Below are 26,851 nucleotides of genomic sequence, written 5' to 3'. Positions count from 1 at the left end.
CATAACTATTTATTTCACAATTGGCAATGTCACTTCACTTAATTTTACTGTAAGATTCGTTCCAGCTTTCGGTCTAATTGTATAATCATAGTCACTAGCGAGTAAAACAACCCCTATTTGATGCCCCGATTTAAATACATAATCATCTGGCTGCATGTCCCATGTGAATGTATAATCTTTACCTGGTTTAAGTGCTGTTGAATCTTTTATACTATTTAAGTTTTGTGGGTCCATCCAACCTCTCGTAACAATTTCAGGCTTTTCTCCGCCATAATCAACAAGTAATGCTGTTAAATTTGATACAGGACGATCAATATTTCCTGTAATTGAAATCTTTGGTGTCCCGCTTATTCTCATATCTTTTTGTAATACCGGCATTGTATACACTAAACGATTGGCCGCTTCTAATTCTGGGTTTGCTATTAATTGATTTGATTTCATTTTTGCATCATCCACGAATGAGAAAACTTTATTTGCAGAGCCCATACTTAATGGCAAATTAACTGCTTTGTTACTTAAATACATACGAACTTTTGACGGTACAGCTGCTGGATCCGGCCAATTTTTTATTTTATCCCAAGTTTTATTTTCACGTTGTACATCAACCATTGGTTCATTCATAATTCCATTTTCAATTCCATACAACCAGTAATCGAACCATTTATTTTGTGTTCTTTGCCAATCATTTGTTGATGTTCCACCGTGTCCACCTTGATGTAACCACATTTTACGAGGGACATCATTTTCTCCAAGTGCTTCCCACCACTGCGCAAACTGCTTCGTCTTTACATTCCAATCATTTAAACCATGAACAACAAATACACTCGCTTTTACGTTTTTAGCATCTTTTACATAATTACGTTTATCCCAAAAATCATTATAATTACCAGTTTTCCGGTCCTGTCCAGCTGTTAGCTCTTTTATTACTTGTCCGCAAACTTCAGGATTTTCTCTTGTTAGAACTGCTTCTGCCATGTTATCTGTATCTTCTCCTTGGTATCCACCAGGCGCAATGACTGCACCGTTCGCACGATAATAATCATACCAACTACTAATCGCTGCGATTGGTATAATTGTTTTTAAACCTTCAACACCAGTCGTCGCAACAGCATTCGGTAACGTACCATTATAAGATACTCCTGTCATACCTACATTTCCTGTTGACCAATCAGCCTTAACTTCCTCACCATTTTCTGTATATGCTTTCGCACGTCCATTTACCCAATCAATAACAGATTTCGTCCCTAATATTTCTTGCTCATCCCCAGTAGTTGGACATCCGTCTGATTTTCCAGTTCCAATACTTTCACCTAAAATGACTGCATAGCCTCTTGGCACATAATAATTGCCGTACGAACCAAGATTAACAGCTCCATACGGTTTGCCTTCATACGCATACAATTCTTCATCTACATTATATACAGGTACATCTTTTAAACCAGCTCGATATGGGCTCATTTCATATATAACAGGAACTTTCACATTAGGATCTGTTTTTGGACGCATAACCTTTACTGATACACGATCCTTTTTTCCATCTCGATCACTATCAACTTCCGTCTCTACAAATAGATTTTCGATAATTGCTTCATCAAGCGAGTAAATTGGCTTTGTCATCCCATTTTCTAATTCGATCTTCGTATTTGATTGTAGTCCTTCTGCAACTTTCTCATTTAACTTCACGTCATTCTCATTTATGTAGTTTGTTTCTTTCTTGTCTGCATACGCAGTCATACTAGAAACTCCTGATGTGACTGATAAAGATAAGATTGTTGATAATGTAATTGCTATTTTCTGTTTCCCCATATTCTTTCCTCCCCATATATGTCTCCTTTTTACTATACAACAAAATTACTGAAAATTCAGTTTATATTTTATGCAATAACTTGAAAAATTGGTAGAACACCATTCAAACGAGCTTTCGAGGTTATATATTCTGATTTACTGCTCTCATATAATCATAAAAAAACATCGCCTAATAATAGACGATGCTTTTTATAGTTTCGAATTAGTCATTCTTCATATTAATATAAAATCTTATATCTCCCTCTATTGTAGAGACTCCATAATCAAAACCATGTCTTTCTAAAATACTTTTCACTATCGCTAAACCTAGTCCTGTACCAGAATGATCTTTACTACGAGAAGATTCTAGGACGTAAAAAGGTTCCCAAATTTTATCGATATCTTTCATTTGTTCAGCATTCATACCATTTTGAATTTGAAAATATATATTTTCATTTCTATCTTCTAAAGTAATTTTTATATTTTGATTTGCTGTATATTTTATCGCATTAGATATTAAATTTTGAAAGACCATTTTCATTTTATTTACATCAGCATTAACAACTGCATCGCTAACATTATAGTTCACTTGCAAATTGATTTCTTTCGATTCCAGTTCAATCTTATGCTTATCTAATATACTTTGGACTAGTGATTTAATATCGAATTCTTCTTTTTGTAAAACATCTCTTTCTAGTTTAGAAAATCGTAATAACTCTTCAATTAGGTTTGAAATGTGATCAGTTTGTTTAATGATTGTATCTATGTATGTACCATCATCTAAACCATCTTTTATTCCCATAGAATATGCTTTCACTAATGCGATTGGAGTTTTTAATTCATGCGTCACATCACCCATAAATCGTTTTAAATGTTCATTTCGATCTGTTAAATCTTCATGCGCTTCATTTAGTTTTTCACTCATGATATTAATACTATTAGCTAAGTCCCCTATTTCATCATTTGTTTTCACTTTTGCTCGTTCAAATTTCAAATTTGAAATATCTTCTGCAACATTACTTAATTCTTTCAATGGTCTGGTGATTGTTGTTGAAAGTATCCATACAAGTACGATAATGAGAAAAATCGTAATGCCAAAAATGTAAAAATAAAATGAATTTAACGTTTTTATTACTTCATTAGAATGTGCGATCGAAACTCCTACTAAAATTAACATATCGTCTTTCGCAATGTATTTCACAAAAAAACTAGATTTAATCTTTTCTTGATCATATATTTTATTCGCTTGCCCGAAGTTCTTTACTTTCATTACTTCTTCTTTTGTAATCCAAAGTTTATTAAGGGCAACCCTTTTCCTTGTAAGTTGCATACGTAACTCATCATTAATTTGATCTTCCGAATTGTTAATTGATGTATACGCAATCGTAACATTTCCTTTATTTTCAATGCTAGTAATTGCTTCATCCAGTTGTTTGCTCGGTATGGACTGTATTTGTGCTGTAATACCTTCTAAACTTTCTCGCGTTTTGTAAATATTATATTTCGGTAAAAGATAGTTAATTAATAATAAAGAGATTGTAAAAATAAGAATAACAGTTAAAGAAATGCTGAGAAATAGCTTTTTTCCAAGTTTATTCACTCTGCTCCTCCAAACTATATCCTAAACCACGATGCGTCTTTATAATATTTTCTCCTACTTTTTTACGTAATCTTCTTACATGTGTATCAACAGTTCGCTCTTCTCCGAAATAGTCAAATCCCCATACGATATCTAACAATTTTTTTCGAGTTAAAATCATGCCTTTATGATTTAAAAAACACTTTATCAATTCTAACTCTGTTTTTGTAATATCTAACTCTTTGTCATTTTTATAAACTTTATTTTTAGTGAAATCTATTTTCAAATCTTGAACTTGAATGACATCATCATGCTGTATAAGTTTTTTCGCTCTAGTTATTAATACGCCTGGATGAAATGGTTTTTTTACATATTCATCTGCGCCACTTTGAAGTGCTGCTAATTCATCTTCACTTTCACTTTTCGCTGTAAGCATTAACACTTTTACGCTTGAATTCTTTTTTATTTCCTGACAGACAGTAATACCACTATGTTTCGGCATCATCCAATCTAAAACAGCTAAATCAACTTTTTCATCATAAAATATTTGAAGTGCTTCTTCTCCATCTTTTGCTAATAAAACTTCGAAGCCTTCTTTCTCGAAATAAGCCTTTAAAATCCTTAACATATCTTGTTCATCATCTGCTATTAATACTCTCATACATTATCCTCCATTGCTATTAAACAAAAACCAATTGTATTATACAACTTCTTTGTTACATCAATGTGACAGAAAAATATTTGAACGTTTTAAGGGTATAGTAAAAACGAGGTGTTGTATTATGATTAAAAAAATCGGGGTCATTACTCTTCTTTGTTTCTTATTATCAACAAATGTGTTCGCAAATACAAATCAACAAATTGAAGTGTTTGATTGTCAAAAAGAAATGGTCGTTCAAAAACAATCTTTAGATCCAGCTATTCAAAAAGAAGCTGTTCAATACGCTAAATCCATTACTGGCCCGTTCAAAAACTTAAACGTCGTTCCAAAAGATGGTCACATGATAAAAATCCCATTATCTAAACCAATTTCTATTACAAATCAATGGTTACATACAACAATTGATGAAGTACTTATTCTCCTCCCGCTTAATCAAAAACCTTATATTATGCTTTACGATGATGAAAACAATCCGCATTTTTATTATGTGAAAGGTGATCCGAAGGGATTATTGAAACAAATGAATGTTAAATTATAATGTAAGAAAGATCCCACAAATATCATTTGCGGGATCTTTTATTTAGCAGTTAGCAACTACATTTTCATTTAAAAAATAAATAACCTGTCTTTTATGATGATTATCATGATCTATAAATTCTTTAATAATATATATAAGAGAATACGGCGTTCCAGTATGAGGACAGTGTGATACCCCATTGGCTGTTAAAGGTGTCTTTAGATTTTCATCAGGCAGTAATCTAAGTTCTTTTACGAGTAATTCTCTTTTAGCTTTTGCTTCTTCAAGAAGTTTCACCTTAGATATACCTGATTTAGCATAATTAGATGCTAGTTTATTATATGTATCAAAATCAGGGAACTCCATTCCCTGTCCATTTCTCACTGATGATAATGTCTCACATAAAAGATAGTCATCCCAGTTCATAATATGTGATATGATCTCGCTAATAGTCCATTTCCCCTCTGATATTGGATCCACCCACAATTCCTCTTTCATATCTTTCAATGTATTTAACCAAATTGAATATTCATTAAAATCATTAATAATTTTATTCTCTCCCATTATCTAATTCCCCATTCTAATAATAGATTCTAATAAATTATACCATCAATCTATACAAAAACGAACAAAAGTTCTGTTAGAAAGATAAATATTAATTCACTACATCCTTTTATGTAAGTTCAAATAATGGCTTGCTCCCACATATTTTATCCCTTTCACAAATCCACTCGAAGTATAAAATTTGTCGCCCTGTTCTGTATCTGTATGTAAGACAACAATATTAAAATATTTTTTCGCTTCGCCTAAAATTCGCACTAACAGTAACCTCCCTAATCCTTTCCTTCGGTATTCTTTTGCAATATAAAATCTCCTTATCCTACCAATCCTATTGTTTTCTGTATATGGGTCCTCATTTAACCCTCCTATTCCAATTAACTTTTCCCCTTGAAAAATACCATATAAACATTCTCCAGTTTTATTAAATATGTTTATTTTATTTTCATATTCACTTATTAGTTTTATTAAGAAATTAAATCCTTCTTCTTTGCTTTCTTGAACAAGATAATCGTGCTCGTATTTCATTACATCTTCAATTTGTTGAATATGTATATCTTTCAAGTAAATTCCCCCTTAATATAAAAATACGTAAAAATGCTCAAGAATTATTTATTCTGAGCATTTTTATGGTTGTTATTTTATTTAATTCGTAGTGTGCGTATTCTTCACTTCAGATGTAAATCGATAATATAATTGTTTAATTTCTATACATTTAAAGTTATTTGTACTCAAAATCATGAATAAAGCCGTTTAAGTAAATACATTTATAATATCTCTCAAATATTGTATTAGTTTATATATTCGTCATTCTTCTCTAACAGACTCAAGATAAATTATAATTTGTTAATTGATATGTTTGTGTAACCACTGTTCAAATATCTTGAACTGTTCTTCAGTATGAAAATAATGTTCACCTGTCTCCATGACTTCTAATTTACAACGATGTTTTTTTGTAAAATAGTTAATAGTTTCAAATTCGCACAGTTCATCCTTGGATCCGTACATAATATATGTATCTGTATTCCATGTATTAATAGGATGTTCTTTTACATAACATAAATAATCCCAATATAACTTTTGACCAATCGGTGTCTCTATAGTCATTTCTTTTTGCAAAAGCTCTGGTGTTACATTAAACCATTTCATCATATTTTCGATAATTCGTTCCATATTAACTACTGGTGATAAAAATAATGCCTTTTCTATCACATCATTTTGATAAGCTAAAAGGCTAAAATAAGCTCCTATACTACATGCAAACACGCTTACTTCTTTCCAATGTTCTTTTGCGTAATTCATAATTATCGATAATTCACTAACACAAAACTGTACTTTGCAAGGAGTATTATCATTTTTTCTGTCTCCATGCTCAGGTAAATCAAAGCTTAATACTTGATAACCTTTTTGATTAGCTTCTTCAGCTAATATTTGAATAACTGTATCTTCCTTATTTGACATATTTCCATGTACTGCAATAAAAACTTTTTCACTTTTATCTCCCCACAAAACCGCGGGAATATTACTAATGTTAAAATTATCTTTAAGCATATTTCCTCCGTGGAATAAGATATATAGGAATTGGCAAAAAACTGCACACACTTTATAATCCTCTACTCAGTTTTTTAAAAAATCAAACTATTACTAATTTATCACAAATGAATTCTACTCCATTCGTGGAAGAAGGATTTTTAAAATATTGTATGATTTTTTTAATGAATTTATAATCTCTGCACAGTAGGCGATATTCCCTTCAACTCAAGTAAATCATCTATTACTAAATCCGCCTGCGCAAGTTCATCTTCTTGTGCAAAATCAAAATTGCATCCAATCGCAATCAAGCCATTATCTTTCGCTGCACGTATATCAGATAAACGGTCGCCAACTACCGCTGCTTCTTTTATATCATATTTGTTCAAAATACTTTTTACTAAGTCACTTTTATTAAGTGAGTTTATTTGCTCAATACTAAATGTTTCAGTAACCCATTGGTCTAAATCATAATAAGATACGATTGCTCGTAAATATTCAGTTAAACCATTACTAGCAATATATATTGAACAATTATTTTCTTTTATGTATGTAAAAACTTCTTTTACGTTCGGGTATAAAGCACCTTTTCCGCTCTTAATGTTTTCAATTAATCTTTCTAAAAAATATGCATCTGTTTGTTCTCTTACTTCAATAGAATGATTCGGTAATAAAGCTTCCCAGACTTTCGGCAAAGGCACACCCATAATTTCACGGTATTTTTCAATAGGTGTTACCGTATCCCATAATTGTAGTGATCTTAAGTAATCAAAAGTATCATCTAACGATAATTCTAAAATTTTATCAGTTTGAAATAACGTTCCGTCCATATCAAAAATTAATGCTTGTAACATGGCATTCTCCCCTTTTGAACTATAAGTTTTACTCGATATATTTTTCAGCATCTCAACGATAATTTCTGAACAATAATTTGCGGCAGTTTTCGCGAAGTCGTCATAAGAAATTTGCGCTTCATCATCTGCACTGTCAGAAATACATCTTATAACGAGAAATGGTACTTCATTTATGTAAGCAACATGGCCAATTGCTGCACCTTCCATTTCAGTACAATGCGGCGCATATTCGTCTATTAATCTCGCTTTTAGTTTTGAATCTTCAACAAAACATTCACCGCTGACGATTCTTCCTTCATGAATCTCCATATGTAAACTACTACTATTGCATGCTGTACGTGCTAACTCTATTAATTCCTTACTTGCATTAAATTCTTCTTGGAACGGGAATAAGTTTTTCATTTGAGTTTTACTTACATCATGATGGGTAACATTCGTTGAAATAACGATATCACCAACTTTTACATCTGGATGTAATCCACCAGCAACACCTGTATTGATGATAGCATCTACATCAAATTTATGAATTAATGTTTGCGTACATGCGGCTGCATTTACTTTTCCTACACCACATCTTGTAACAATCACTTCAGTTCCCATAAATTCGCCAATGTAAAAAGGCATTCCCGCAATCGTCTGTTCCTCTTGTATAGCTAGTTTTTCTAAAAGTAAGTCTATTTCAATTTGCATTGCTCCGATAATGCCGATTTTTTTCATGAATGTAGTCTCCTTTTTTCTTATAAATCTGCCAATATATTATGTAATGCACTGTAATTTTTAGCTATCCAATTCATTTCATCCGCAAAACGTGAAGGTGGTACACTATGCTGATCCATATTGGCATGAATCCACCATGTACTCTCCATATACCAAAGCATTTGAATTGCCCGAACAATACTCCCTACTGGAAAGTCTAATTTATGACGGTATCCCGCTAAAAGTGATGCAACAAGACCCTTATTTAATACTCCATCATGTAAGGCACAAGATATAACCGCACGCCCAATATCCAACTCTACATAATCATAATCCATACGATCAAAATCTAGAATTGCTGAGACTTCATCGTTATGGAATAAGAAATTATCTACCCATAGATCGCGGTGCACCCATCCTCTTTTACTACTATAAAATTGATCTATATTTACTAATTGTGTTACCTCTTGCTGTAATTTTATATGGGAGAGAATATGTTCTTTTCCTAACTGTTCTGCTTCTTTCCTTTTATCTTCCCAATGTTCCAACCTTTCCTCTTTAGTAGGCGGAACAAATTTAGGATTTTCTCCTTCTATTAAAGAGCCATCATTTAACAAATTATGCATAAGACCTATTGTCTTACCAAGAGAGTAGATTTCCTTTTCATTCAATTTTCCTGGTGAAATTAGATTACCTTCTTTATGTTCTAAAACTATAAATCTTTCATTATTTTTTGATGTATGCATTACATTATTTTTATAAGTTAGAAGATTCGGACAACATACACCATTATTATGTAGTCTTTGCTGTTGTTGTAATGCTTGTATTAAAAGTTCTGGGTTGTACATTTTGTACCGTTCTTTATTATATTGCTTTAATACAAAAGATCCTGCATCCGTTTCGAGTTTCCACTTCAAATTTAGCCAACCACGATAAATAGGTATTGCATTTCGAATTTTAAACTTAAATAAAGATTCACACTCCACTTTCAGCTCTTGAAAAATCATTTCAGCTTTTTTATTACATAATGGCTCAATCATCTTACTTATCCCTTCTTAGCTTGGCGTTCCTTACATCAGTTGCAAATATTCATCAATATCTTTAGAAATTTGTCTAAAAGCTTTATCCCAAAATACATAGCTCTTTATATCTATTTCAAAATGTTTTTTCATAAGCTCTTCCACTGGAGCTTTTCCTGTTTCTCGTAAAAACTCTTTATATTTCAAATGAAAAGTACTTTTACTTTCTTTAGCTATTTCTAATAAACTAAAACTAGCTAAATAGCCAAATGTGTATGGATAATTATAAAAAGGAACATCTGCTATATAAAACTGAACATATTTCATCCAAACAAACGGTTGATATTCTAATAATACATTCCCATATGCTTTTTCTTGCGCTACTATAGATAATCTCTCGATTTCATCAGCACTTAATGGACCTTTTTTACATTTTTCATAAAAATTCTTCTCAAATTCAAATGATGCTCGAATTGCCATTACATAATTAAAACAGTTTCTTATTTTCCAACTAAGCAATGACTTTTTCATATCTATACTATCTGTTGTTTGAATCAAATAGTTTATGAGCACTGTTTCAAAGAAAATAGACGCCGATTCAGCCGTACTCATTGGCAAGTAATCATCTAAAAAAGAAGTAGATTGTTCAAAACTCATATTATAAAAATGCCAAGCATGTCCTAGTTCATGGGCAAGTACTCTTAAACTATCGATACTTCCGTCATAACGCATTGAAATTCGCGATTCTTTCTCACTGAAGAAAGGAGCGCAAAACCCACCTGGTGGTTTATTATCTCTCGGTTCCGCATCTATCCATCCATTCTCTATTGCATTACGTGCAAATTCTGCTAATTCTTTATCTATATTTTCAAACGCATCGTATATGTTTTGAACTGCTACTGAAAAAGGGATATTAATCTCATTATTTTCCTTTACGGTCATAAGTTCATGCCATGTAATCGAACCGTCCCCCTTCTTATACACGTTTAAAACACTTACTAATGTATCAAGATTTTCTTCTGCCGTATTCCACATTTGTAATAATACAGTTTCAGTAATACCATTCGCATGTAGAGATTGCGTTAAAATCTCTCTATCTTCTAATTCATTACTCTTTGTATTACGCAATTTCCCTATTTGATTTAATACAGTAGCGAAGATTTCTTTTTCCTTATGTAAGGCATTTGTTAATAACTCGAATACTTCTACTCTTTCCTTTTCATTATCACTATTCATTGCAATGTTATTCGCTTGTCCAAATGATATTTGCTTATTATTGTGCTCTATTTCTATCTTATTTCTTAATTGTATGTACATATTTTCCCATGCACCAAGTTCATCTTTTATTAAATTAGTATTAAGATTATTGGAAGTTTCCATTTCACTTTTCTGTATTACTTGCTGTACTTCTTTTTTCAAATCTTTTACTGTCGTAGTCGATATAGCAAGGTCAGATGAAATACTTTCTTCAGCAGATCGGCAATACAAATAGTATTCTGCTTTTTCAATAGCTTGTATAAGTTTTGAAAGAATCTCTACATCTTTTGTCGCATAATATTGTTCTTTCAACCTCAATATTGGAGTTACAATATCCTCAATTGGATACAATCGATCTAAATCCCACCTATTAATTTCATACATTTTTATAGCCGCCTCCTATTTTTACAAATAGTTACAGATATTTCCCCTCACAATTATAAACGAAATGTAAAAAATTTAATATCTTTAAATATTTAGATTTCTACAAACGCATTCTTATTTATATTCTTTTCTTCTGCTACTGAAACGCACATAACATAAACAGATAAACGATACAGCTACTGGAATCAGTATTACTCCTCCAATAAAAGGATAAACAACCACACAACATGTAAAAGCTACTATAGAAAAAATTTTACCTAACATATTCTTTATTAATTTCATTCCAGCTGCAGTACCGACTATATATGTAACAATTCCTAACGAATTCGGTATTAATACAATTTTATCTATACTAATATGGAAAACGAAACTTATTAACAAACCTATTATTGCAGTGCAACCTACAACTTTTACTGCATTTGTTGGGGTTTCTCTTTTTTTATTAATATGTGCTAAATAACGTGGTGCAACTTCTGTTTTTCCTAATGAATAACCTAAGCGCCCCATACTTGCGATAAATGCATTTGTCGTCCCTAGACAAATAATAAAAGCTACAAATCCAATTATCCAAGCAAATTGGTCACCTAATGTTTGTTTGATAACAAGCACGAGAGCTGTAGTATTATCAGCATTTATATAATAAGATTTCGTTCCAATTACCGATAATGCAATACCTATATATAAAACTCCAATAATTATAATCGCAAATCCCGTAGATAGAATAATATTTCTTTTTCTAGGTGTTTTAAATTCTGGAGCTAAACTTGCAATAGCTTCCCAGCCGAAAAAAGACCAAAAAATTAATAATGATGCCTCTAAAATTGGATTTATTTCTTGCATAGAAATATGTACATTTATATTTTTCATTTCAATATAAGGTAGTGAACCAATAATTGTTACAATTAAAATAAAGAAAGTTAATACACCAATACATACTTGAAACCACCCACTCATTTTTAACCCGTATAAATTAAAACCAATTGAAATACTTAAAATAATAAGCGCTATAACGTAAGAGAAATATGGTGATAAAGCAAACACTTTCACTATATACATTCCACCAGTCATTGAGACTACGATTTGTCCAACGCTACCCGCAATAAAAAAACACCATCCTATAATAGCACCTATATTTTTACCGAAAGCTTTTTCTGCAAACGTGGCAATTCCACCTGCACTTGAGTACTCAATCGATAAAAAAGCGAATGTGAATGCAAGTGGAACACTAAGTAATATCATAACAAGCCAAGAAACAATCGCATTCCCTTCTGCTACACTCGCCGTCATACCAGGTAATATAAGGATTCCCGATCCTAAAACCGCTCCGACATATAAGGCTGTTCCCCTTTTAATAGAAATTGTTTCATCAAAATGATTAGACATTACAAGCACCTCCATTTATATTTTAATTATAGAAAGTTATCAGTCTATTCAATATACAAAAGTGTATGTATTTTTACATAAGGTTTTATATTATGTATTTGTTTAAGAAATTTACTTTCAATTTTGCAAAGGAGCATAATTCATGGATGAAATTGATAAGAAAATAACGCTATTACTACAAGAAGATGCCAGAATGACAATTACAGAAATGACCGAACACTTACACCTCAGCCGCCCTAGTGTTACCGAAAGACTAAAGAGATTACAAGATACTGGAATAATTGAAAAATATACCGCACGGATATCATTAGATGCAGTTGGAAAATCAATTCAAGCATTTTTAAGAATTGAAAGTCTAAAGATTCCTTGTAAAAAATTTGAGGAGAAAATCTACGAAGAATATAGAATACTCGAATGTCATCGAGTAACAGGTGAAAGTAGCTATTACTTAAAAGTAGCGGTTCACTCTATGAAGGAATTAGAGGAATTAATTGATATCGTTATACCATTTGGTACAGTAAAAACTTCGATGATTTTATCTTCACCGATACCATATCGACCGATTATTACTGATTAATAAGAAAAAAAGGATTGATCAAAAGATCAATCCTTTACTCTACTTCATTTAAGAAGAACAATGTTAACGCACCAGGTCCTGTATGCGCTCCGATTGCAGCTCCAATTGTATTTACGATAAATACTTCACAGCCGAATCTTTCAGTAATTAATGCCTTTAATGCTTCGGCAGTTTCTAAATCATCACCGTGAGTCATAGCGATTGTTTGACCTTTAAGGTCTTTTCCACGCTCTTCCATAATATCTACAATTCGGCTTAGTACTTTCTTTTTCCCTCTTACCTTTTCAAGTGGTACAAGTTTTCCTTCTTGCACGTTTAAGATCGGTTTAATGTTTAGTAAACCACCGATAAAACCAGCTACTTTACTTAAACGCCCACCTCTCACTAAGTACTGCAAGTCAGCTACTGTGAAGATATGTTCTATATGGTTCATTAGAAAATCAACACGTTTTAAAATATCTTCTTTTGATGCGCCGTCTTTCGCCATTTTAGCAGCTTCTAATACGACAAGCCCTTGACCAAGCGAAGCACATTTCGTATCAATAATTTCTAAATCTAAATCAGCATATGTTTCTTTCACTTCTTCTTTAATAACAACTGACGATTGATATGTACCAGACAGTTCAGATGAAAAAGCTAAATATATACAAGGATTACCTTCTTTTGCATAAGAAACAAATTTTTCTTGGAAAGTTTCAAGTGAAGGCAATGACGTTCTATAAACAGCGCCTTCTCTCATGTTTTGCAATAATGTAACTGACTCTAATGTAACTCCATCTAAATACTCTGTTTCTGCTTCATCATAAACACGGAGTGGAATTAAATCAATATCATATGCTTGCAGCAATTCTACCGGTAAATCCGCCGCACTATCCGTAATGATTTTAACACCCATTTTTAAACCTCTATTCTGTTATAAATATAAAAAATATAAAATAAAAATAGTACTTTTAAATTATATACGTAAAACTTAAATGAAGAAAGGAAAAGACTTTATATTGTATGCACTATTCTTCAAATGTTGAACTGTTAATAAAAATCATTCCAATTTAACCAATTGTTTATTGTTATTTTTTCTATACCACGAATAATTTTAGGGATTTCTTATTATTATATTTAAATTATTTAATATGGTCTTTTCAAATTTATACTGTTTAAAATTAAAAAGCCAAATCCAATAAAGGAAACGGCTTTTTAATTTTTAAAAAATAACCAAACTTTATTTTCCATCACATTGTTTGTTAACCTTATTATTCATGCAATGTTAAATATTAGTCCAATTATGATTAATATTTTAGCCTGTACTATAATTAAAACAGTGAATACTTATCCCTAAGAAGCACCATATTTAAAAAACAGGTCAAATATTTTATAGAATATTTAATTTTACTAGTAAAGCTAATAAAATTTGGAGAAGAATTTGAACATTTACTGCTATGTCTGTATCCGTAGTCGTAACTGTAACATTTCTAGAATTTCTAATGACAGTTTCTTGTTTATTAACTTGTTTAATAGATGATTTTTGAAACAATTCTTGTGCTACACGGTCAGCTTTTTCACTATCTGCTATAGAAATACTTATTATAACCACGATAGCTGCTTGTAATGCTGCTTGAATAGATAACGCAGCTTTTGTATCTGTAGTAGTAACTTCTACATCTGCTGAATCAACAATTGTAATAGATTCTTCAGAAATTTGGTAAGTTTTGCTTTCTTGTACAGCTGCTTCTGAAACATTGGCATTTTTAAAAGATGGATGAGGATTTGAAGAATCTAATGCACTCCACTTTTTATTTTCATCTGTATGGCATGCTTTGTCCATAAGTTCACCCCCTTTCAATCTAAATAATTATTAACCTGTGATTGTATTTCAGAAACAATACTTTTAATTTGCTGTTTTTTTTCTGGCGATAGATTTTTTAACCTTTCTTCATTTATCCCATGCCTATTAAAAATATCTGAGAGTAAAAGGTCTATGATTATATTCTTTTGATCCTTATCAAACTTAAAGGAAGAAAATTTGTTTAAATCATCCATTTACAATATTCACTCCAATCAATTTTCTATAAAAATTTCAAATAACTACCAGCATTATATGTAATTTAATAAAAATTGCTTGGACAAGTAACTCAATCTTCTATTTCTACTTATTTTTACTAATAAAATCAAAAAGCTGGCTTCTAATAAGAAGACAGCTTTCCTTCACATAAACATAAGTTTCATTTACTGTTAAATAATGTATTTAAATTTTACTATTTTGCAGTTTTCCACACTTACTTTCCCATTAATCTTGAATATTAATTCAGTCATAATAAGAATTCCAAGCTTGTACCACATATTACAACAAAAAATATTTGCTTAGAGTGAACCCCTATAGCTAAATATAAACAGATTAGAAACATTATAAAATATTTAGTTTAACTAATAAAGCTAATAAAATTTGAAGGAGAATTTGAACATTCACTGCAATATCTGTATCAGTAGTTGTTACAGTTACGTTTCTGGAATTTTTAATAAATGTTTTTTGTCTATTAATTTGTTTAATAGATGATTTTTGAAATAATTCTTGTGTTATTTTATCTGCCTTTTCACTATCTGCTATAGAAATACTTACTACAACCACAATAGCTGCTTGTAATGCCGCTTGAATAGATAGCGCAGCTTTTGTATCTGTAGTAGTAACTTGTACATCTGCTGAATCAACTATTTCAATATATTCCTCAGAAACTTGATCGATTTCATCTGCTTGTATAGCTTCTTCTAAAAAATTCGAATTTTTACTAAATGAATAAGAATTTAATGTTTCGGAATCCTGTTTTATTGATTCAGAGTCCCCTTTTTTTAGTTCGCAATCCTGTTTTATTGGCTCAGAAACTCGTTTTTTCGGCTCAAACTCCCGATTTAATGGATCTCGGTTTTTCTTTCTTCTACAAACTTCACAATCACACATAAAATCACCCCTTGTAGTCTAAAAAATTAGCAATATGACAATATTGGCTAACTACTAGCATTTTATGTATTTTAAAAAATATTGTTTGGACAAGTAACTTGAATTTTTATTTTATTTCTAATTCTTTTTTCTAATAACAAAAAGCTGCCTTCTAATAGGAAGACAGCTTTGTTTGTGACTATTCTAGAATAGATTTCATACAATATAATTTTTCCTTTCTTATAACCTAAGCTCGTCACTTTAGTTATAAAAATATGAGTATATCCTATAACCTTTTTGAGGAATCATCCATAATTTATTTCAGAAAAAGTGCTTTATTTTACTGAAAGGTAGTTGAGGAAACAACCGTCTATTTATTTAAAACAAAATAAAACTTTTATATAAAGGCCCATAATTAAATACACTTAACTTCATATGATATATTGCATCCTTTCTTTTTAGAATGAGTAGTCGTTACTGAAGGGCACTTTTCGAAGTGCTCTTATATTTATATCCCTTTTCCTTTTTCTGGATGTTTTTTATCACTCAGGCTGGTGATTACCACTTTTCCTTAATAGTTTCAATTAATACAGTAGCTACTAACCCTATAAACTCTATACGCTTAAACAATAATGCGTTACCGAACGCATGAACTAATTTTCATTTTGACTATGTAACACTAAATTCACAAGGTTATTATCCTCTGTTTGGTGAAGCTATCATTTCAATACCAACAAACCCACACCTTCAACTAATAACTTAAACAAATGTGCTATAGCTAGTTTTTTTTGATATAGCATCTTACGTTCTATATAATGAAGATAGAGCTAGTATTCTGAAGGAGGGTGTATATGAGTATTCAACTAGCCACATCTAATGATTTAGAATGGATTAATAATCAATATGACTCAATAGGTTTTGTAAGAAGTGATTTAAAAAGGGATAAAGTTGCAATTATTACTTACAACAACGAGTATGCAGATGTTGGCCGATTAGTCCAAATAGATGAAGATACTATAGAAATGGGCGGGATTTTTATTCTCACTAAATTTAGAGGCCTACAATTAGCTGGGGAACTTGTTTCATTTTTAGTAGAAACTGCGAAGAAATTACAAGTACAACATGTATACTGTCTTCCTTTTGAGGAATTACAAAACTTTTATAAGAAATATGGCTATACTGAGGTTGATACTACGAAAGAAGTAGTTCATCCAATTATTCTAAAAAAATATAATTGGTGTTTAGATCATTATGATAAGCATGTTTTATTATTTAAGTTGTAAGTATGCCTAAAGAGAGCGTATACAAAAATATAAATTACTAGACCACTCAAATAATAACCGTACTTTATTTGGTCACCATCAGCTTCTACAAGTTATACAATTACTACATACGTTTCCTTTTTCCACTAACCTTACTTTTGTATAAAAGATTATTTTGTTTAAAATTACCTTAATTCGTATTCCAATAAACTAATCTGAAGGTGAATTCCTATATAATACAATTAAGTAATTAAAAGGAGCGTTATTCATGATAGATGTAATAAGACTCGTTATCTTTATTGTAGTTGCAATTGGTGCTATTTTTAACATTTACCTAGAATTTAAAAAACCTAAAAAAAGTATATTCTCAATCGTTTTTCTATCAGTACTCTTTATCGGTGCCTCAGGTTTAATCAAAGATATTTTATCTAAAATTTTATAGTTATTTGATTAAAAATTACTGTTCTGTCAATAATGTAAGTAACATGATTGTATTTCTCCATTCTCCTTTGGAGAGGAGCAGTTAGCTTTTGCTAGCTGCTCTTTTATTTAAAAATGATTTCATCTATTATCCACAAAATACGTATCATATGCCTTATCAAAAACATATCCTAGTTTTTCTGCCAGTTTAGCAGACGTAGTATTCGCAGCATCCCAGTTTGGATATATCCCTTTTTCTAAACAGTCCAAGATTAACGCCGCACTAACTATAGTTGCCAATCCTTTTCTTCTATGATTGTGATCAGTCGCAACTTCAATTTCAATGCCATCATCATAAATACTATATGATGATGCACCACATACAACTTCACCTTGGTACAAAATACTATACCCTATACCTCGTTTTAAATAATCTTCTACCGATTGAAATTGACTTGTAAAATCTTCAGAGACCTTATGTAATGTAGGGGTATTTACAATATGTTCATCTATTTTTCTTAACTCGTATCCTTTTGAAAGCGCTAATATAAAAGATTGTAATTTTGAACGATTAAAAACTTCCGCATTACGTTTGAATTTATAGCGTAAAAACTTATCTATTTTTCTTTCGTAAAATGTTTCTAAACGCTTTTTCCACTCTTCACTATTTACGATTACTAACATTCTATCAGGAATGTTACGTAGTAATTCTTCTGTTTCTTCCCTATTTGGATCCCCAGCGTAAAATGTGAAAATCCCTACCGTAACTTGCGCTACTGTTGGGTTTTCAAGATCATTTACCCAAGCAGTACCCATATGTCCTTGTAAATAAGAAAGTAAAACAACGTTATTGAAATCCTCGAACATAGTAACTAATTTTTCTCTCGTATGTATACTCGCTTCATATACCATTCGCATTCCTTCTTTCGTTAGAATCAATGTACTTCTACTTTTTTCATAAGTCCTTTTATTCTACATATAAGCAAACTTCTACTACACTTCATATTATTATAAATTATTCATAAATATAAAATTATTATAACATCTAATAATAAGTAAATGACTGTCCTGTAAAAAGGTTTACATATAATATACTTAATAATAATTCGCAATCTATAATCTTTTATTATGTAAAAACCCTCAACATTAGTTTAAGGGTTTATTTAAATACATATGTTATAACTCATTCTTATAAACAAATGATTCTGTTCCTCCATTTTTATATACTTTAGTCACTTTAACAACTGATGAGTACGTATTATCGTCATTCGATATCATCTTTTTCATCTCTTCTATCTCAGTATTACCAGCTCCACTCTCGATTTTCAAACAGTTCGAGATGTTGAGGTATCCACTCGATGCGAAAAGAATAATAAACGTAAGATCTGGGAAATTAATGAACAGTATTCCAAACTTTACAGGATTCGTAGCCGTATCAGATAAAACTAATCGAAAGTTTAATAGTTCAGGCACTTGAACAAAATCTTTAGAAACAATCGCTTCACCTATTATAGTAATTTGCTTTACGACATTCCCCATCTCATCTATAAATTCAGTACAACTAGGTGCATCAATTGTTTTTGCTTGTAGTAATAAATTCAATTCTGGATTGTGAAAGTCAAAAAAGAGTGTACTACCCTCTGTTAAACATTGCGGACAAACATTCCCAAGTAAACTAAAATCCTCTTCAATAAATTTAACTTTTGTTTTACAACTACAAACTTTTCCTATTCGAATTGCATCAATCCTAGAGCAATCTACAAAAATAACCTCATTGTCCTCCTGTACGAAGGATACGATTCCATTCCTCTTATTAAATGAAAGAAAATAATATACAACAATTTCGTTTCCGGCGATTACAATACTCTCAACTTTTGTAGAAGACTCTAGATTTTGCAAAAATTCACAAATACTATTTTGGCAAAATCGATAATTTCGTTTCGGCTCACAACCCACTTACACTCCATCCCTTCTCTATATATTTTATCTAATACATATAATATGAACGGAGTATAAAAAAGCTTGGACAATATAACTTTAACTCAGGAATATAATTACTTACTCATCACATTAATAATGAAATTACGCCAATAATGAGTAATAGTACATAAATTCTCCTATAAATACATATAACAATTTCATCTTTCATGAAAAAAACGTTATAATAAGGTGTAGCCTCTACGATTACGTTATAAAGGAGAATAAAACAATGGCTAAAATTAAAGTATACCAAGCAAAAGAAGAAAATATGGAAGCAGTAAAAAATATCATTGATGTTGAGGAACAAAACCCAACTGCTGAAAATTTACAAAATCTATATGCATGTGTATTAGAAACAGAAGATATGGCATTGCCTGAATCATACATTGAAGAAGATATCTTAATTGATTCTATGGAAGTTATGGTTAACGCTTCTCAAAACAAACTAAGAGACTTAGGTGCATACGATGTAATCGAAGTTCAAAACAAAGGTAAGAAAACACAAATTTTATTATTAGCAGACGAAGAATACGAAATTATCGAAGGCTAATCTAAATCCGTACATACGAAAAAGCTACTTTCCAATTGGAAAGTAGCTTTTTCATTACGCTTTTGATGTTTCACTCTTTTTATTCGTTTGCTGTTTCTTAATTACCATACGCTCATTTCCCATAAAGAAAATAAATATGAATGCTAGACCTGCTGGTACTAATGCCCACATAAATGTTTGAACAATGGAGCTAGAAAGAGCGTCAATAATTTTATCTAATATTTGCGGCGGGATTTGAGATCTTGCCGATTCTGATAGAATAGCTCTTGAATCTCCTAAAGCGTTTGTATTCATTCCTCCGCTCATACCTTTAAAAGCTTCTTCTAATTGATCTTGGAAACCTGTTCTTTGAATCATTCCGAAGATTGTAATACCAAGTGTCATTCCTAATGAACGAATGAAATTACTCGTTGAAGTTGCAGATCCGCGCTGTTCCATACCGAAGTTGTGAATAGCTGCCATACTTAGTACAGAGAATGAGAAACCTACTCCAAATCCAATAATAATCATATAAACCGTTAATAATATACGACTTGTTTCTGGCGTTAATGTGCTTAATAAGAATAGTCCAATTAGCATAATAACAGCAGAAATAATCATAATGTTTCGGTAGCTAAGCTTCGTCGTTAAAAATCCACCTAACTGCGCTGTTACGACTGATCCTAACATCATCGGTAAAAGTAATAATCCTGAGTTTGTTGCGCTACCACCGTATACACCTTGAATGAATAACGGTATGTATACAGTTGCTGACATGAACGCAGCACCGTAACATAATGCAATAATGGTACTCATTCCGAATAAACGTTGTTTAAACATTTCAAATGAAATGATCGGTTCTTCTACTTTACGCTCAATAAAAATAAATGCAATAATTAAAATAGCGAATCCGCCAAATAAACTTAATATAAAGTTAGAATCCCAATCATACTTTTGTCCACCTAGTTCTAAAGCAAACATTAGCGAAACTACTGCACCAACTAAAGTAACTGCGCCAAACCAATCAATTTTTTGCTTTCTATGAACTCGTGATTCTTTATAAAAGAATGTAATAAAAATAAGTGCTAAAACGCCAAGCGGTAAGTTAATGTAAAATACCCAGTGCCAGCTTATGTAATCTGTAATATACGCACCAAGCAGCGGACCAAAAATACTTGATAAACCAAATACTGCTCCGAATAATCCACCCATCTTCCCGCGCTTTTCAGGAGGGAAAATATCAAAAACGATAGTAAACGCGATCGGCACTAATGCCCCGCCGCCAATACCTTGAATGGCACGATAAATACCCAACTGTGTAATATTTTCAGCAGTACCACAAAGTGCCGAACCAATCATAAAGACGATTAAACCGAAAATAAAGAATCTCTTTCTACCATACATATCTGATAGTTTTCCGAATATCGGCATACCTGCCATTTCTGCAACCATATAGGCAGAAACGACCCATACAAAGTTTTCAAGGCCTCCTAAGTCACCAACAATCGTTCCCATCGCCGTTACGACAATGGTATTATCCATTGATGCCATTAAAATACCTAGCAATAAGCCCGCCACAACAAAGCCGAGCTTATTATTCTTCTCAACCATAACCTTGCTCTCCCTCGTACTACTTATATTTGTTTATGTTCTTTTACAACTGCATTACCTTTTTGATTAAAACTAGTATGATATTCTACAACACTAATTTCACATCCTGGACCAATGGTAACGTTATTTCCTCGTACTACTTCAGCAATCGTATGCTCTAAATAAATTTCATCTCCTTCAATGATAGACGTTTGGAGGCTTCCAGCATGACTTGTAAATGGAATAAATCTCGCTTTTTTACGAACGGTAATCTTTTTACCGCCGATTTCTCTCACTTTGCTGCCTTCATAACGAAGTGAAATTTCAATATTTTCAGCATTAAGTAATCCATCACTTTCAAGGCCACCAGTTAGTGATAGTTCTTCAACTTCAATATCTCCTTTCACATTTAAAGCGCCTTTCACATCTACGAAATCACCAGTAAACTTCCCTTTAACTTCTATCATACCTCTTACTTTCGTTTTTTCAATATGGGCATCACTATTCATTTGTGTATTTCCGTATACTTTTACATATTCCGCATCTACATTTCCTTGTACTTCACTATCTCCATACACGACATAATTTTTCACTTTCATATTACCGCGCACTTCACTCGTGCCGTACGTTTTAAATTCATTACAGCTCATATCATTAGAAATCGTTCCTTCACCGCGAATCTTCACTTTGTTATAATCACCGCCTGCTGAACTACCAGAACCATTAACAGTAAGACTATGTTGATCTTCCATATTACTTTCTCCCTTCCATTAAATCTGCTTCATTTCTTTTACATTTGCGCTTTTATCAACAGTAAGAACACCCGTATATTCGATCAGTTCAATCTCACAGTTAGCTCCTACTGTAACATTGCTTCCTCTTACCGTTTTTATGTGAGCATAATCAATATCGATATTGTCACCTTCTAATAGTTCAGCCTCTAATTGCATACCAAATACTGATTTAAACAGTCTACTAAAAGTACTTAGTCTATGTTTTACTTTAATCGTTTGACCACCAATTTCTTTTGCTCGACATGTACCGTGAATATTAATATTTATTTCATCGGCGCTTAATAATCCACCAATTGTAAATTGTCCTTCTGAAGAAAAAGTATCCACTTCACAATTCCCATCAATCGTTGCTTGACCGTTGATTTTAAATTCTTCACCAGTTACATTTCCACCTACTGTACCTTTTCCTGCAATTTTTAAACTGTTCGCCTTCACATCTTGCGTAATTGTTGCTTTCCCATCAATTCGCATCGTTTCCGCAATAACTGTACCATCAACTTTACCTGATCCACTAATTCTTGCATTGCTACTTTTCAAATTTCCAGTAACAGCACCGTAACCGTTACATTCAAACTGGTCACATTCAATATTTCCATTAACAGTCCCTTTTCCATTTAATTGCACTTTATGAAACTCGCCGCCATTCGATGAACCGTAACCATTTATAATCAAATTATCTGTACGCATACTTTCTCCTCCACTACAACAGTTTCGTTTTTAATGCTTCGGTATATTTCATAATCGCTTCACGTAAGACAATTTTGGTTCCTTTTTCAAAAATTAAATCATCCACGTTTGAAACTAAGAAACATGTAGAAATCCCTAACTTTCGGACAATGATTAAGTCACAAGGTTTATGCTTAATCGCTTCATAATTTTCACGTAAAACTTGCAAGACCATTTTTCCTTCTTCTAAACTAATCTCTCCCGATTGTAGTAATTCTTCTAACATATACACATAAAGAATATCTACAAATTGAAACTCAGTTGTTTTATTCGTTTGTTCTATGAAGAATTGTAAAACTGGCTCTGATGCAATCCCTTTACGTAAAACGTCTTCCTTAGTTAAAAGGATTTCTCTTACACTCGGTGAAAACATATTCGCTAGTTCATCAAGAGATAAATCTTCTTTCATCGTTTGGATTTTATCAATACGCTCTAATATCTTTTCTTTCGGAAAAAATGTCTCTTGACCCGTGAATGTTGACTTCCGTACAAACCAATCTTCCGGTATTAAATTTTTTCTTTTCCACCTATATAACTGTCCGTATGAAATACCGGTTAGTTCTAATAAATCTTTTTTTGAAATTAAATCTGTACTCAACTGTATAACACTCCTTCCTGATAACAATGTAACATAACACTGTTACGCTGTAAATAGACTTTTATCACAAGTAGCGTAACAATGTGTAAAACAACCCTATTTCACACACAAAAAAGAGTTCTCACGCATCCTATAAAATGCGTAAAAACCCTTATATATCAACATGTAAACCATATTTCATAAAAATCAATCCACCCTTGTGAATTAATCATTATATTTTGTACTTTTTCGTGAGAAGTTACTTGTTGTTTATTGCGGTATAAAGGAATAATATGAATTTGACGTAACAAAGTGCTCTCAATATCGCGTAACAATGTAACTCTTTTTTCTACTCGTTCTTGTTTATAATACGGGGACAACGTTTTATGAAAGTTCATGCCGCTTTGCCCATGAATAAAGCTACTTTTTGTAAGAAACATATATAGCAGACTATCTTCAATACGTTCACTAATAGTTGCACTATCATGCATCATATCAGCCCTTTGTATCGTACTTATTTCCAATAACTCTTCTATTTCAAGAAAATTAGTTTCTACACGAATCCCGTACTTCGCACACTCTTTCTGTATCCATTGTGCATCTTCTACGTGATCTTGTCCTATAAATGTATAGAGTTGTAACACTTCATTATGATACGTACTCCTTTTAATTAACCAAGCTATATCTTCTTCAATCTCTACTATGCTTTCATTTGCTAATATTAGTTTCTTTGCCACTTCTCCACGCTCACCGCCGAGCTCTTGAACAATTTTATCGCCATGAATAATTTTATATAGCGCCTTTCGAAACAACTCATCTTGCATTGGCCCTTCTTTTACAAGATTGCACGTTACATATGTCACGTTCGATTCAAGCCGCGACAACTCTTTTTTAGGCTTTTCTTTATCTTTATACTGCGCCTTTACTAATACATCATACGTATTTACATTTTGCTCTACATTCATTAGTTCAATTCGGTCTAGAAAAGGTCTTTCACGATAATATAAATCATGCACTTCTAATACAAATAACTGTGCATTTTTCTCACGTAATATAAAAGGACCTGTACCAATGAAGCTTCCTGTTTCATCTTCATGTACGATAGAACACTGTTCTGCACTTAGCATATGTAAAAACATCCTATTTTCCGTATGTAATTGAATTTCAACAACATATTCATCCACTGCACGAACATTTTCAACATGTTGTAACATCCATGCGTGTGGGTTGTTTTCAGCTTCCATAAATCGATTCAACGAATGGATAACATCATGTGCAGTAAGTCGTTTTCCATTATGAAGATAAATGCCTTTTCTTAAATAAAATGTCCAAACCTTGTCAGCATTATTATATTCCCAGTGAAAAGCAATCCTCGGTTCTATAGAATTTGTTTCCTCATTTACATATACGAGTGTATCAAAAATATGTTTAACCATATGACATTCTGAGCGCATTGTCGCGTAAACTGGATCTAAAGCGATGTCCAGATTCATCTGTACTTGCAAACGAAGTACGTCTTTTCTTCCTTCAGGTGTCCGTTCTATTTGATGACCAAATATGGAATCTATCCAAGCTTCATACTCTTTCTTTACTGATGGAAATTGTGAGCTGTAGCGTTCCACAAATGAGATTCCACTTTTCACATCCCCCTTTTTCGTCAATTCTTTTCCTCTTTCTAAAATTAGTGGAATTGGTTGCTTTTGAAATATTAATTTAGAACGATTCCCTCTCCCGCGACCAGGAAACCAAGTGATCCATTGTAAATCTTCTAATTTTTTTATAATTAATTTACTATTACGCTCCGTACAAAATAATGTTTCTGCTATCATTTGTACCGTTACTTCTAATTGCTCTCCTTCTTGTCTACCTTTACCATAGGCACACCATAGTTCAATATATTGATCTAAAATAAACATCATAATCCCCCTAAAAGGTGAAAAATAACCCCTTTTGTTTCTACCCTTTTTCCACATCTCCTTTCATCTTATCATTTCAATATAGAAAGGAGGAATTAATATTGAACAATCTCATACTACGTTATAATAAACCTATTATTATTAGGCTGTGCGGCGAATTATTAACCCGAACGACTGAATCTATGTTAGCTCTCATTATGATTATTTACGTTAATAAAATGTTAAACGGTAATATAATAATAACTATGCTCATTTTTGGACTACAACCTCTCTCAGACATTGTATTTACACTTATTGCTGGAGGAGTGACTGATAAATATGGGCGAAAGAAAATTATGTTACTCGGCTTATTGCTACAAGGCGTTGCAATCGGCAGCTTCGTATTTGCTCAATCTGTTTTTATATTTGCTTTGCTTTACGTCATAAATGGGGTGGGCCGTTCCTTATATATTCCCGCTCAACGTGCACAAATTGCTGATCTAACAAAACAAAAACAGCAAGCAGAAATTTTTGCTCTTTTGCATACAATGGCTGCAATTGGTTCCGTAATCGGTCCAATAATTGGTACTATCTTTTATCGTACGCACCCTGAATATTTATTTATAATGCAAAGCATTACACTTATGATATATGCAGTCGTTGTTTGGACGCAGCTTCCAGAAACTGCTCCAGCACTTACAACGCCAAAGCAAAAACTTGAAGTAACATCTCCAAAACAATTTGTACACAAACATTACGCCGTTTTGGGACTTATGATTTCTACAATTCCTATTAGCTTTTTTTATGCTCAAACTGAGACAAATTATCGCATTTTCGCTAAAGATATATTTCCAGATTTCGTATTCATACTCGCTTTTATTTCAACATGCAAGGCTATTATGGAAATCATTCTACAAATTTTCCTCGTGAAATGGTCTGAACGATTTTCTATGGCGAAAATTATTCTTATTTCTTACACCTGCTTTACGATAGCTGCAATTGGCTACGGATTTTCAGCAACAATCTCGTCACTATTTTTCACATTACTCTTTTTAGTCATTGGGGAAAGTATTGCTTTAAACCATTTACTTCGATTCGTTTCAGAAATTGCTCCTACAGATAAACGTGGATTGTATTTTTCAATTTACGGGTTACATTGGGATATATCTCGAACGTGCGGTCCTGTACTTGGTGCGGTTTTATTAAGTCAACTAAACGGTAGCATGCTATTTTATATTTGTGCTTGTTTCTTAGTAGTCGGAGGCATTATTCAAGCAATGTTTATTCAAAATATAGAACGTAATAAAATGAAAAAAGACCTTTCGGAGCATACTACTCATATTTTATAG

At 32.1% G+C, this 26,851-nt stretch carries 27 protein-coding genes; 6 read left to right on the top strand and 21 right to left on the bottom strand.

Annotated features, from left to right (window positions below):
• Positions 1-9 precede the first annotated feature (9 nt).
• The 3 genes from JDS99_RS00490 to JDS99_RS00480 form a co-directional block, all read right to left on the bottom strand.
• Positions 10-1,806 (bottom strand): Xaa-Pro dipeptidyl-peptidase, encoded by a 1,797-nt coding sequence (locus JDS99_RS00490; RefSeq protein ID WP_199694187.1) that lies wholly within the window; start codon positions 1,804-1,806, stop codon positions 10-12.
• Positions 1,807-2,008: 202 nt separating this feature from the next.
• Complete coding sequence (locus JDS99_RS00485; RefSeq protein WP_199694186.1) at positions 2,009-3,385, bottom strand: ATP-binding protein; 1,377 nt, start codon at positions 3,383-3,385, stop codon at positions 2,009-2,011.
• On the bottom strand, positions 3,378-4,025 hold the full coding sequence (locus tag JDS99_RS00480) for a response regulator transcription factor (RefSeq protein ID WP_046959692.1): 648 nt from the start codon (positions 4,023-4,025) through the stop codon (positions 3,378-3,380). Before JDS99_RS00480 ends, JDS99_RS00485 begins: the two co-directional genes overlap by 8 nt.
• 121 nt (positions 4,026-4,146) lie before the next feature.
• On the opposite strand from JDS99_RS00480, the gene JDS99_RS00475 reads away from it, so the two are divergent.
• Positions 4,147-4,563 carry a hypothetical protein gene (locus JDS99_RS00475; protein WP_046954155.1) on the top strand — a complete coding sequence of 139 codons (417 nt, stop codon included), beginning with the start codon at positions 4,147-4,149 and terminating at the stop codon, positions 4,561-4,563.
• Positions 4,564-4,605: 42 nt separating this feature from the next.
• Here the strand turns inward: JDS99_RS00475 and JDS99_RS00470 are convergent, their stop codons facing one another.
• The 7 genes from JDS99_RS00470 to JDS99_RS00440 form a co-directional block, all read right to left on the bottom strand.
• Positions 4,606-5,106 (bottom strand): DinB family protein, encoded by a 501-nt coding sequence (locus JDS99_RS00470; protein WP_098857886.1) that lies wholly within the window; start codon positions 5,104-5,106, stop codon positions 4,606-4,608.
• A gap of 99 nt (positions 5,107-5,205) precedes the next feature.
• Entirely contained in the window at positions 5,206-5,664 is a 459-nt protein-coding gene (locus JDS99_RS00465; RefSeq protein ID WP_098857885.1) for a GNAT family N-acetyltransferase, read from the bottom strand.
• Positions 5,665-5,946: 282 nt separating this feature from the next.
• Positions 5,947-6,651: an alpha/beta hydrolase gene (locus JDS99_RS00460; protein WP_176551449.1), complete on the bottom strand. Its 705-nt coding sequence runs from the start codon at positions 6,649-6,651 to the stop codon at positions 5,947-5,949.
• A 170-nt stretch (positions 6,652-6,821) separates the two neighbouring features.
• Complete coding sequence (locus JDS99_RS00455; RefSeq protein ID WP_199694185.1) at positions 6,822-8,201, bottom strand: 5'-methylthioadenosine/adenosylhomocysteine nucleosidase; 1,380 nt, start codon at positions 8,199-8,201, stop codon at positions 6,822-6,824.
• A 20-nt stretch (positions 8,202-8,221) separates the two neighbouring features.
• Complete coding sequence (locus JDS99_RS00450; RefSeq protein ID WP_098857882.1) at positions 8,222-9,220, bottom strand: phosphotransferase; 999 nt, start codon at positions 9,218-9,220, stop codon at positions 8,222-8,224.
• Between the two features lie 30 nt (positions 9,221-9,250).
• The gene (locus JDS99_RS00445) at positions 9,251-10,840 is read right to left on the bottom strand and encodes a M3 family metallopeptidase (protein ID WP_199694183.1); all 1,590 of its coding nucleotides are present in this window, start codon (positions 10,838-10,840) and stop codon (positions 9,251-9,253) included.
• Positions 10,841-10,954: 114 nt separating this feature from the next.
• A complete protein-coding gene (locus tag JDS99_RS00440) occupies positions 10,955-12,223 on the bottom strand; it encodes an APC family permease (RefSeq protein ID WP_199694181.1) in 1,269 nt (422 codons plus the stop codon).
• Positions 12,224-12,365: 142 nt separating this feature from the next.
• Between JDS99_RS00440 and JDS99_RS00435 the strand changes: the two genes are divergently transcribed.
• Positions 12,366-12,800, top strand: coding sequence for an Lrp/AsnC family transcriptional regulator (locus JDS99_RS00435; protein WP_199694179.1), 435 nt, complete (start codon positions 12,366-12,368; stop codon positions 12,798-12,800).
• Positions 12,801-12,834: 34 nt separating this feature from the next.
• On the opposite strand, the gene JDS99_RS00430 is transcribed toward JDS99_RS00435, so the two are convergent.
• From JDS99_RS00430 to JDS99_RS00415, 4 genes are all read right to left on the bottom strand, one after another.
• Positions 12,835-13,695, bottom strand: a complete 861-nt coding sequence (locus JDS99_RS00430) for a DegV family protein (RefSeq protein WP_087980723.1) — start codon at positions 13,693-13,695, stop codon at positions 12,835-12,837.
• Between the two features lie 474 nt (positions 13,696-14,169).
• Complete coding sequence (locus tag JDS99_RS00425) at positions 14,170-14,622, bottom strand: spore coat protein (protein ID WP_199694177.1); 453 nt, start codon at positions 14,620-14,622, stop codon at positions 14,170-14,172.
• A gap of 14 nt (positions 14,623-14,636) precedes the next feature.
• Positions 14,637-14,837 carry a hypothetical protein gene (locus tag JDS99_RS00420; RefSeq protein WP_060487103.1) on the bottom strand — a complete coding sequence of 67 codons (201 nt, stop codon included), beginning with the start codon at positions 14,835-14,837 and terminating at the stop codon, positions 14,637-14,639.
• Positions 14,838-15,201: 364 nt separating this feature from the next.
• Positions 15,202-15,750 carry a spore coat protein gene (locus tag JDS99_RS00415; protein WP_199694175.1) on the bottom strand — a complete coding sequence of 183 codons (549 nt, stop codon included), beginning with the start codon at positions 15,748-15,750 and terminating at the stop codon, positions 15,202-15,204.
• A gap of 830 nt (positions 15,751-16,580) precedes the next feature.
• On the opposite strand from JDS99_RS00415, the gene JDS99_RS00410 reads away from it, so the two are divergent.
• Entirely contained in the window at positions 16,581-17,012 is a 432-nt protein-coding gene (locus JDS99_RS00410; RefSeq protein WP_199694173.1) for a GNAT family N-acetyltransferase, read from the top strand.
• A 247-nt stretch (positions 17,013-17,259) separates the two neighbouring features.
• Positions 17,260-17,433, top strand: coding sequence for a hypothetical protein (locus tag JDS99_RS00405; protein ID WP_098091713.1), 174 nt, complete (start codon positions 17,260-17,262; stop codon positions 17,431-17,433).
• Positions 17,434-17,552: 119 nt separating this feature from the next.
• Here the strand turns inward: JDS99_RS00405 and JDS99_RS00400 are convergent, their stop codons facing one another.
• Positions 17,553-18,323, bottom strand: coding sequence for a GNAT family N-acetyltransferase (locus JDS99_RS00400; protein WP_199694362.1), 771 nt, complete (start codon positions 18,321-18,323; stop codon positions 17,553-17,555).
• A 264-nt stretch (positions 18,324-18,587) separates the two neighbouring features.
• The gene (locus tag JDS99_RS00395; RefSeq protein ID WP_199694171.1) at positions 18,588-19,367 is read right to left on the bottom strand and encodes a BC_2878 family exosporium-associated protein; all 780 of its coding nucleotides are present in this window, start codon (positions 19,365-19,367) and stop codon (positions 18,588-18,590) included.
• A gap of 253 nt (positions 19,368-19,620) precedes the next feature.
• On the opposite strand from JDS99_RS00395, the gene JDS99_RS00390 reads away from it, so the two are divergent.
• Positions 19,621-19,941: a hypothetical protein gene (locus tag JDS99_RS00390; RefSeq protein ID WP_064449455.1), complete on the top strand. Its 321-nt coding sequence runs from the start codon at positions 19,621-19,623 to the stop codon at positions 19,939-19,941.
• A 54-nt stretch (positions 19,942-19,995) separates the two neighbouring features.
• On the opposite strand, the gene JDS99_RS00385 is transcribed toward JDS99_RS00390, so the two are convergent.
• From JDS99_RS00385 to JDS99_RS00365, 5 genes are all read right to left on the bottom strand, one after another.
• A complete protein-coding gene (locus JDS99_RS00385) occupies positions 19,996-21,531 on the bottom strand; it encodes an MDR family MFS transporter (protein ID WP_199694169.1) in 1,536 nt (511 codons plus the stop codon).
• A gap of 23 nt (positions 21,532-21,554) precedes the next feature.
• Positions 21,555-22,262, bottom strand: a complete 708-nt coding sequence (locus tag JDS99_RS00380; RefSeq protein WP_048560762.1) for a cytoplasmic protein — start codon at positions 22,260-22,262, stop codon at positions 21,555-21,557.
• Positions 22,263-22,280: 18 nt separating this feature from the next.
• Complete coding sequence (locus JDS99_RS00375; protein WP_098091709.1) at positions 22,281-22,991, bottom strand: bactofilin family protein; 711 nt, start codon at positions 22,989-22,991, stop codon at positions 22,281-22,283.
• 13 nt (positions 22,992-23,004) lie between these two features.
• Positions 23,005-23,628 carry a YhbD family protein gene (locus JDS99_RS00370; protein WP_073515374.1) on the bottom strand — a complete coding sequence of 208 codons (624 nt, stop codon included), beginning with the start codon at positions 23,626-23,628 and terminating at the stop codon, positions 23,005-23,007.
• 158 nt (positions 23,629-23,786) lie between these two features.
• Positions 23,787-25,523 carry an ABC transporter substrate-binding protein gene (locus tag JDS99_RS00365; protein WP_199694167.1) on the bottom strand — a complete coding sequence of 579 codons (1,737 nt, stop codon included), beginning with the start codon at positions 25,521-25,523 and terminating at the stop codon, positions 23,787-23,789.
• Positions 25,524-25,624: 101 nt separating this feature from the next.
• Here JDS99_RS00365 and JDS99_RS00360 point away from each other — a divergent pair, with 101 nt between their 5' ends.
• Positions 25,625-26,851: an MDR family MFS transporter gene (locus tag JDS99_RS00360; protein ID WP_199694165.1), complete on the top strand. Its 1,227-nt coding sequence runs from the start codon at positions 25,625-25,627 to the stop codon at positions 26,849-26,851.

Source organism: Bacillus cereus group sp. N6 (assembly GCF_016483705.1).
GTDB classification, from domain to species: Bacteria; Bacillota; Bacilli; order Bacillales; family Bacillaceae_G; genus Bacillus_A; species Bacillus_A wiedmannii.
Note: the sequence above shows the minus strand (reverse complement) of the source record. Positions and strands in the feature narration are given on the sequence as shown.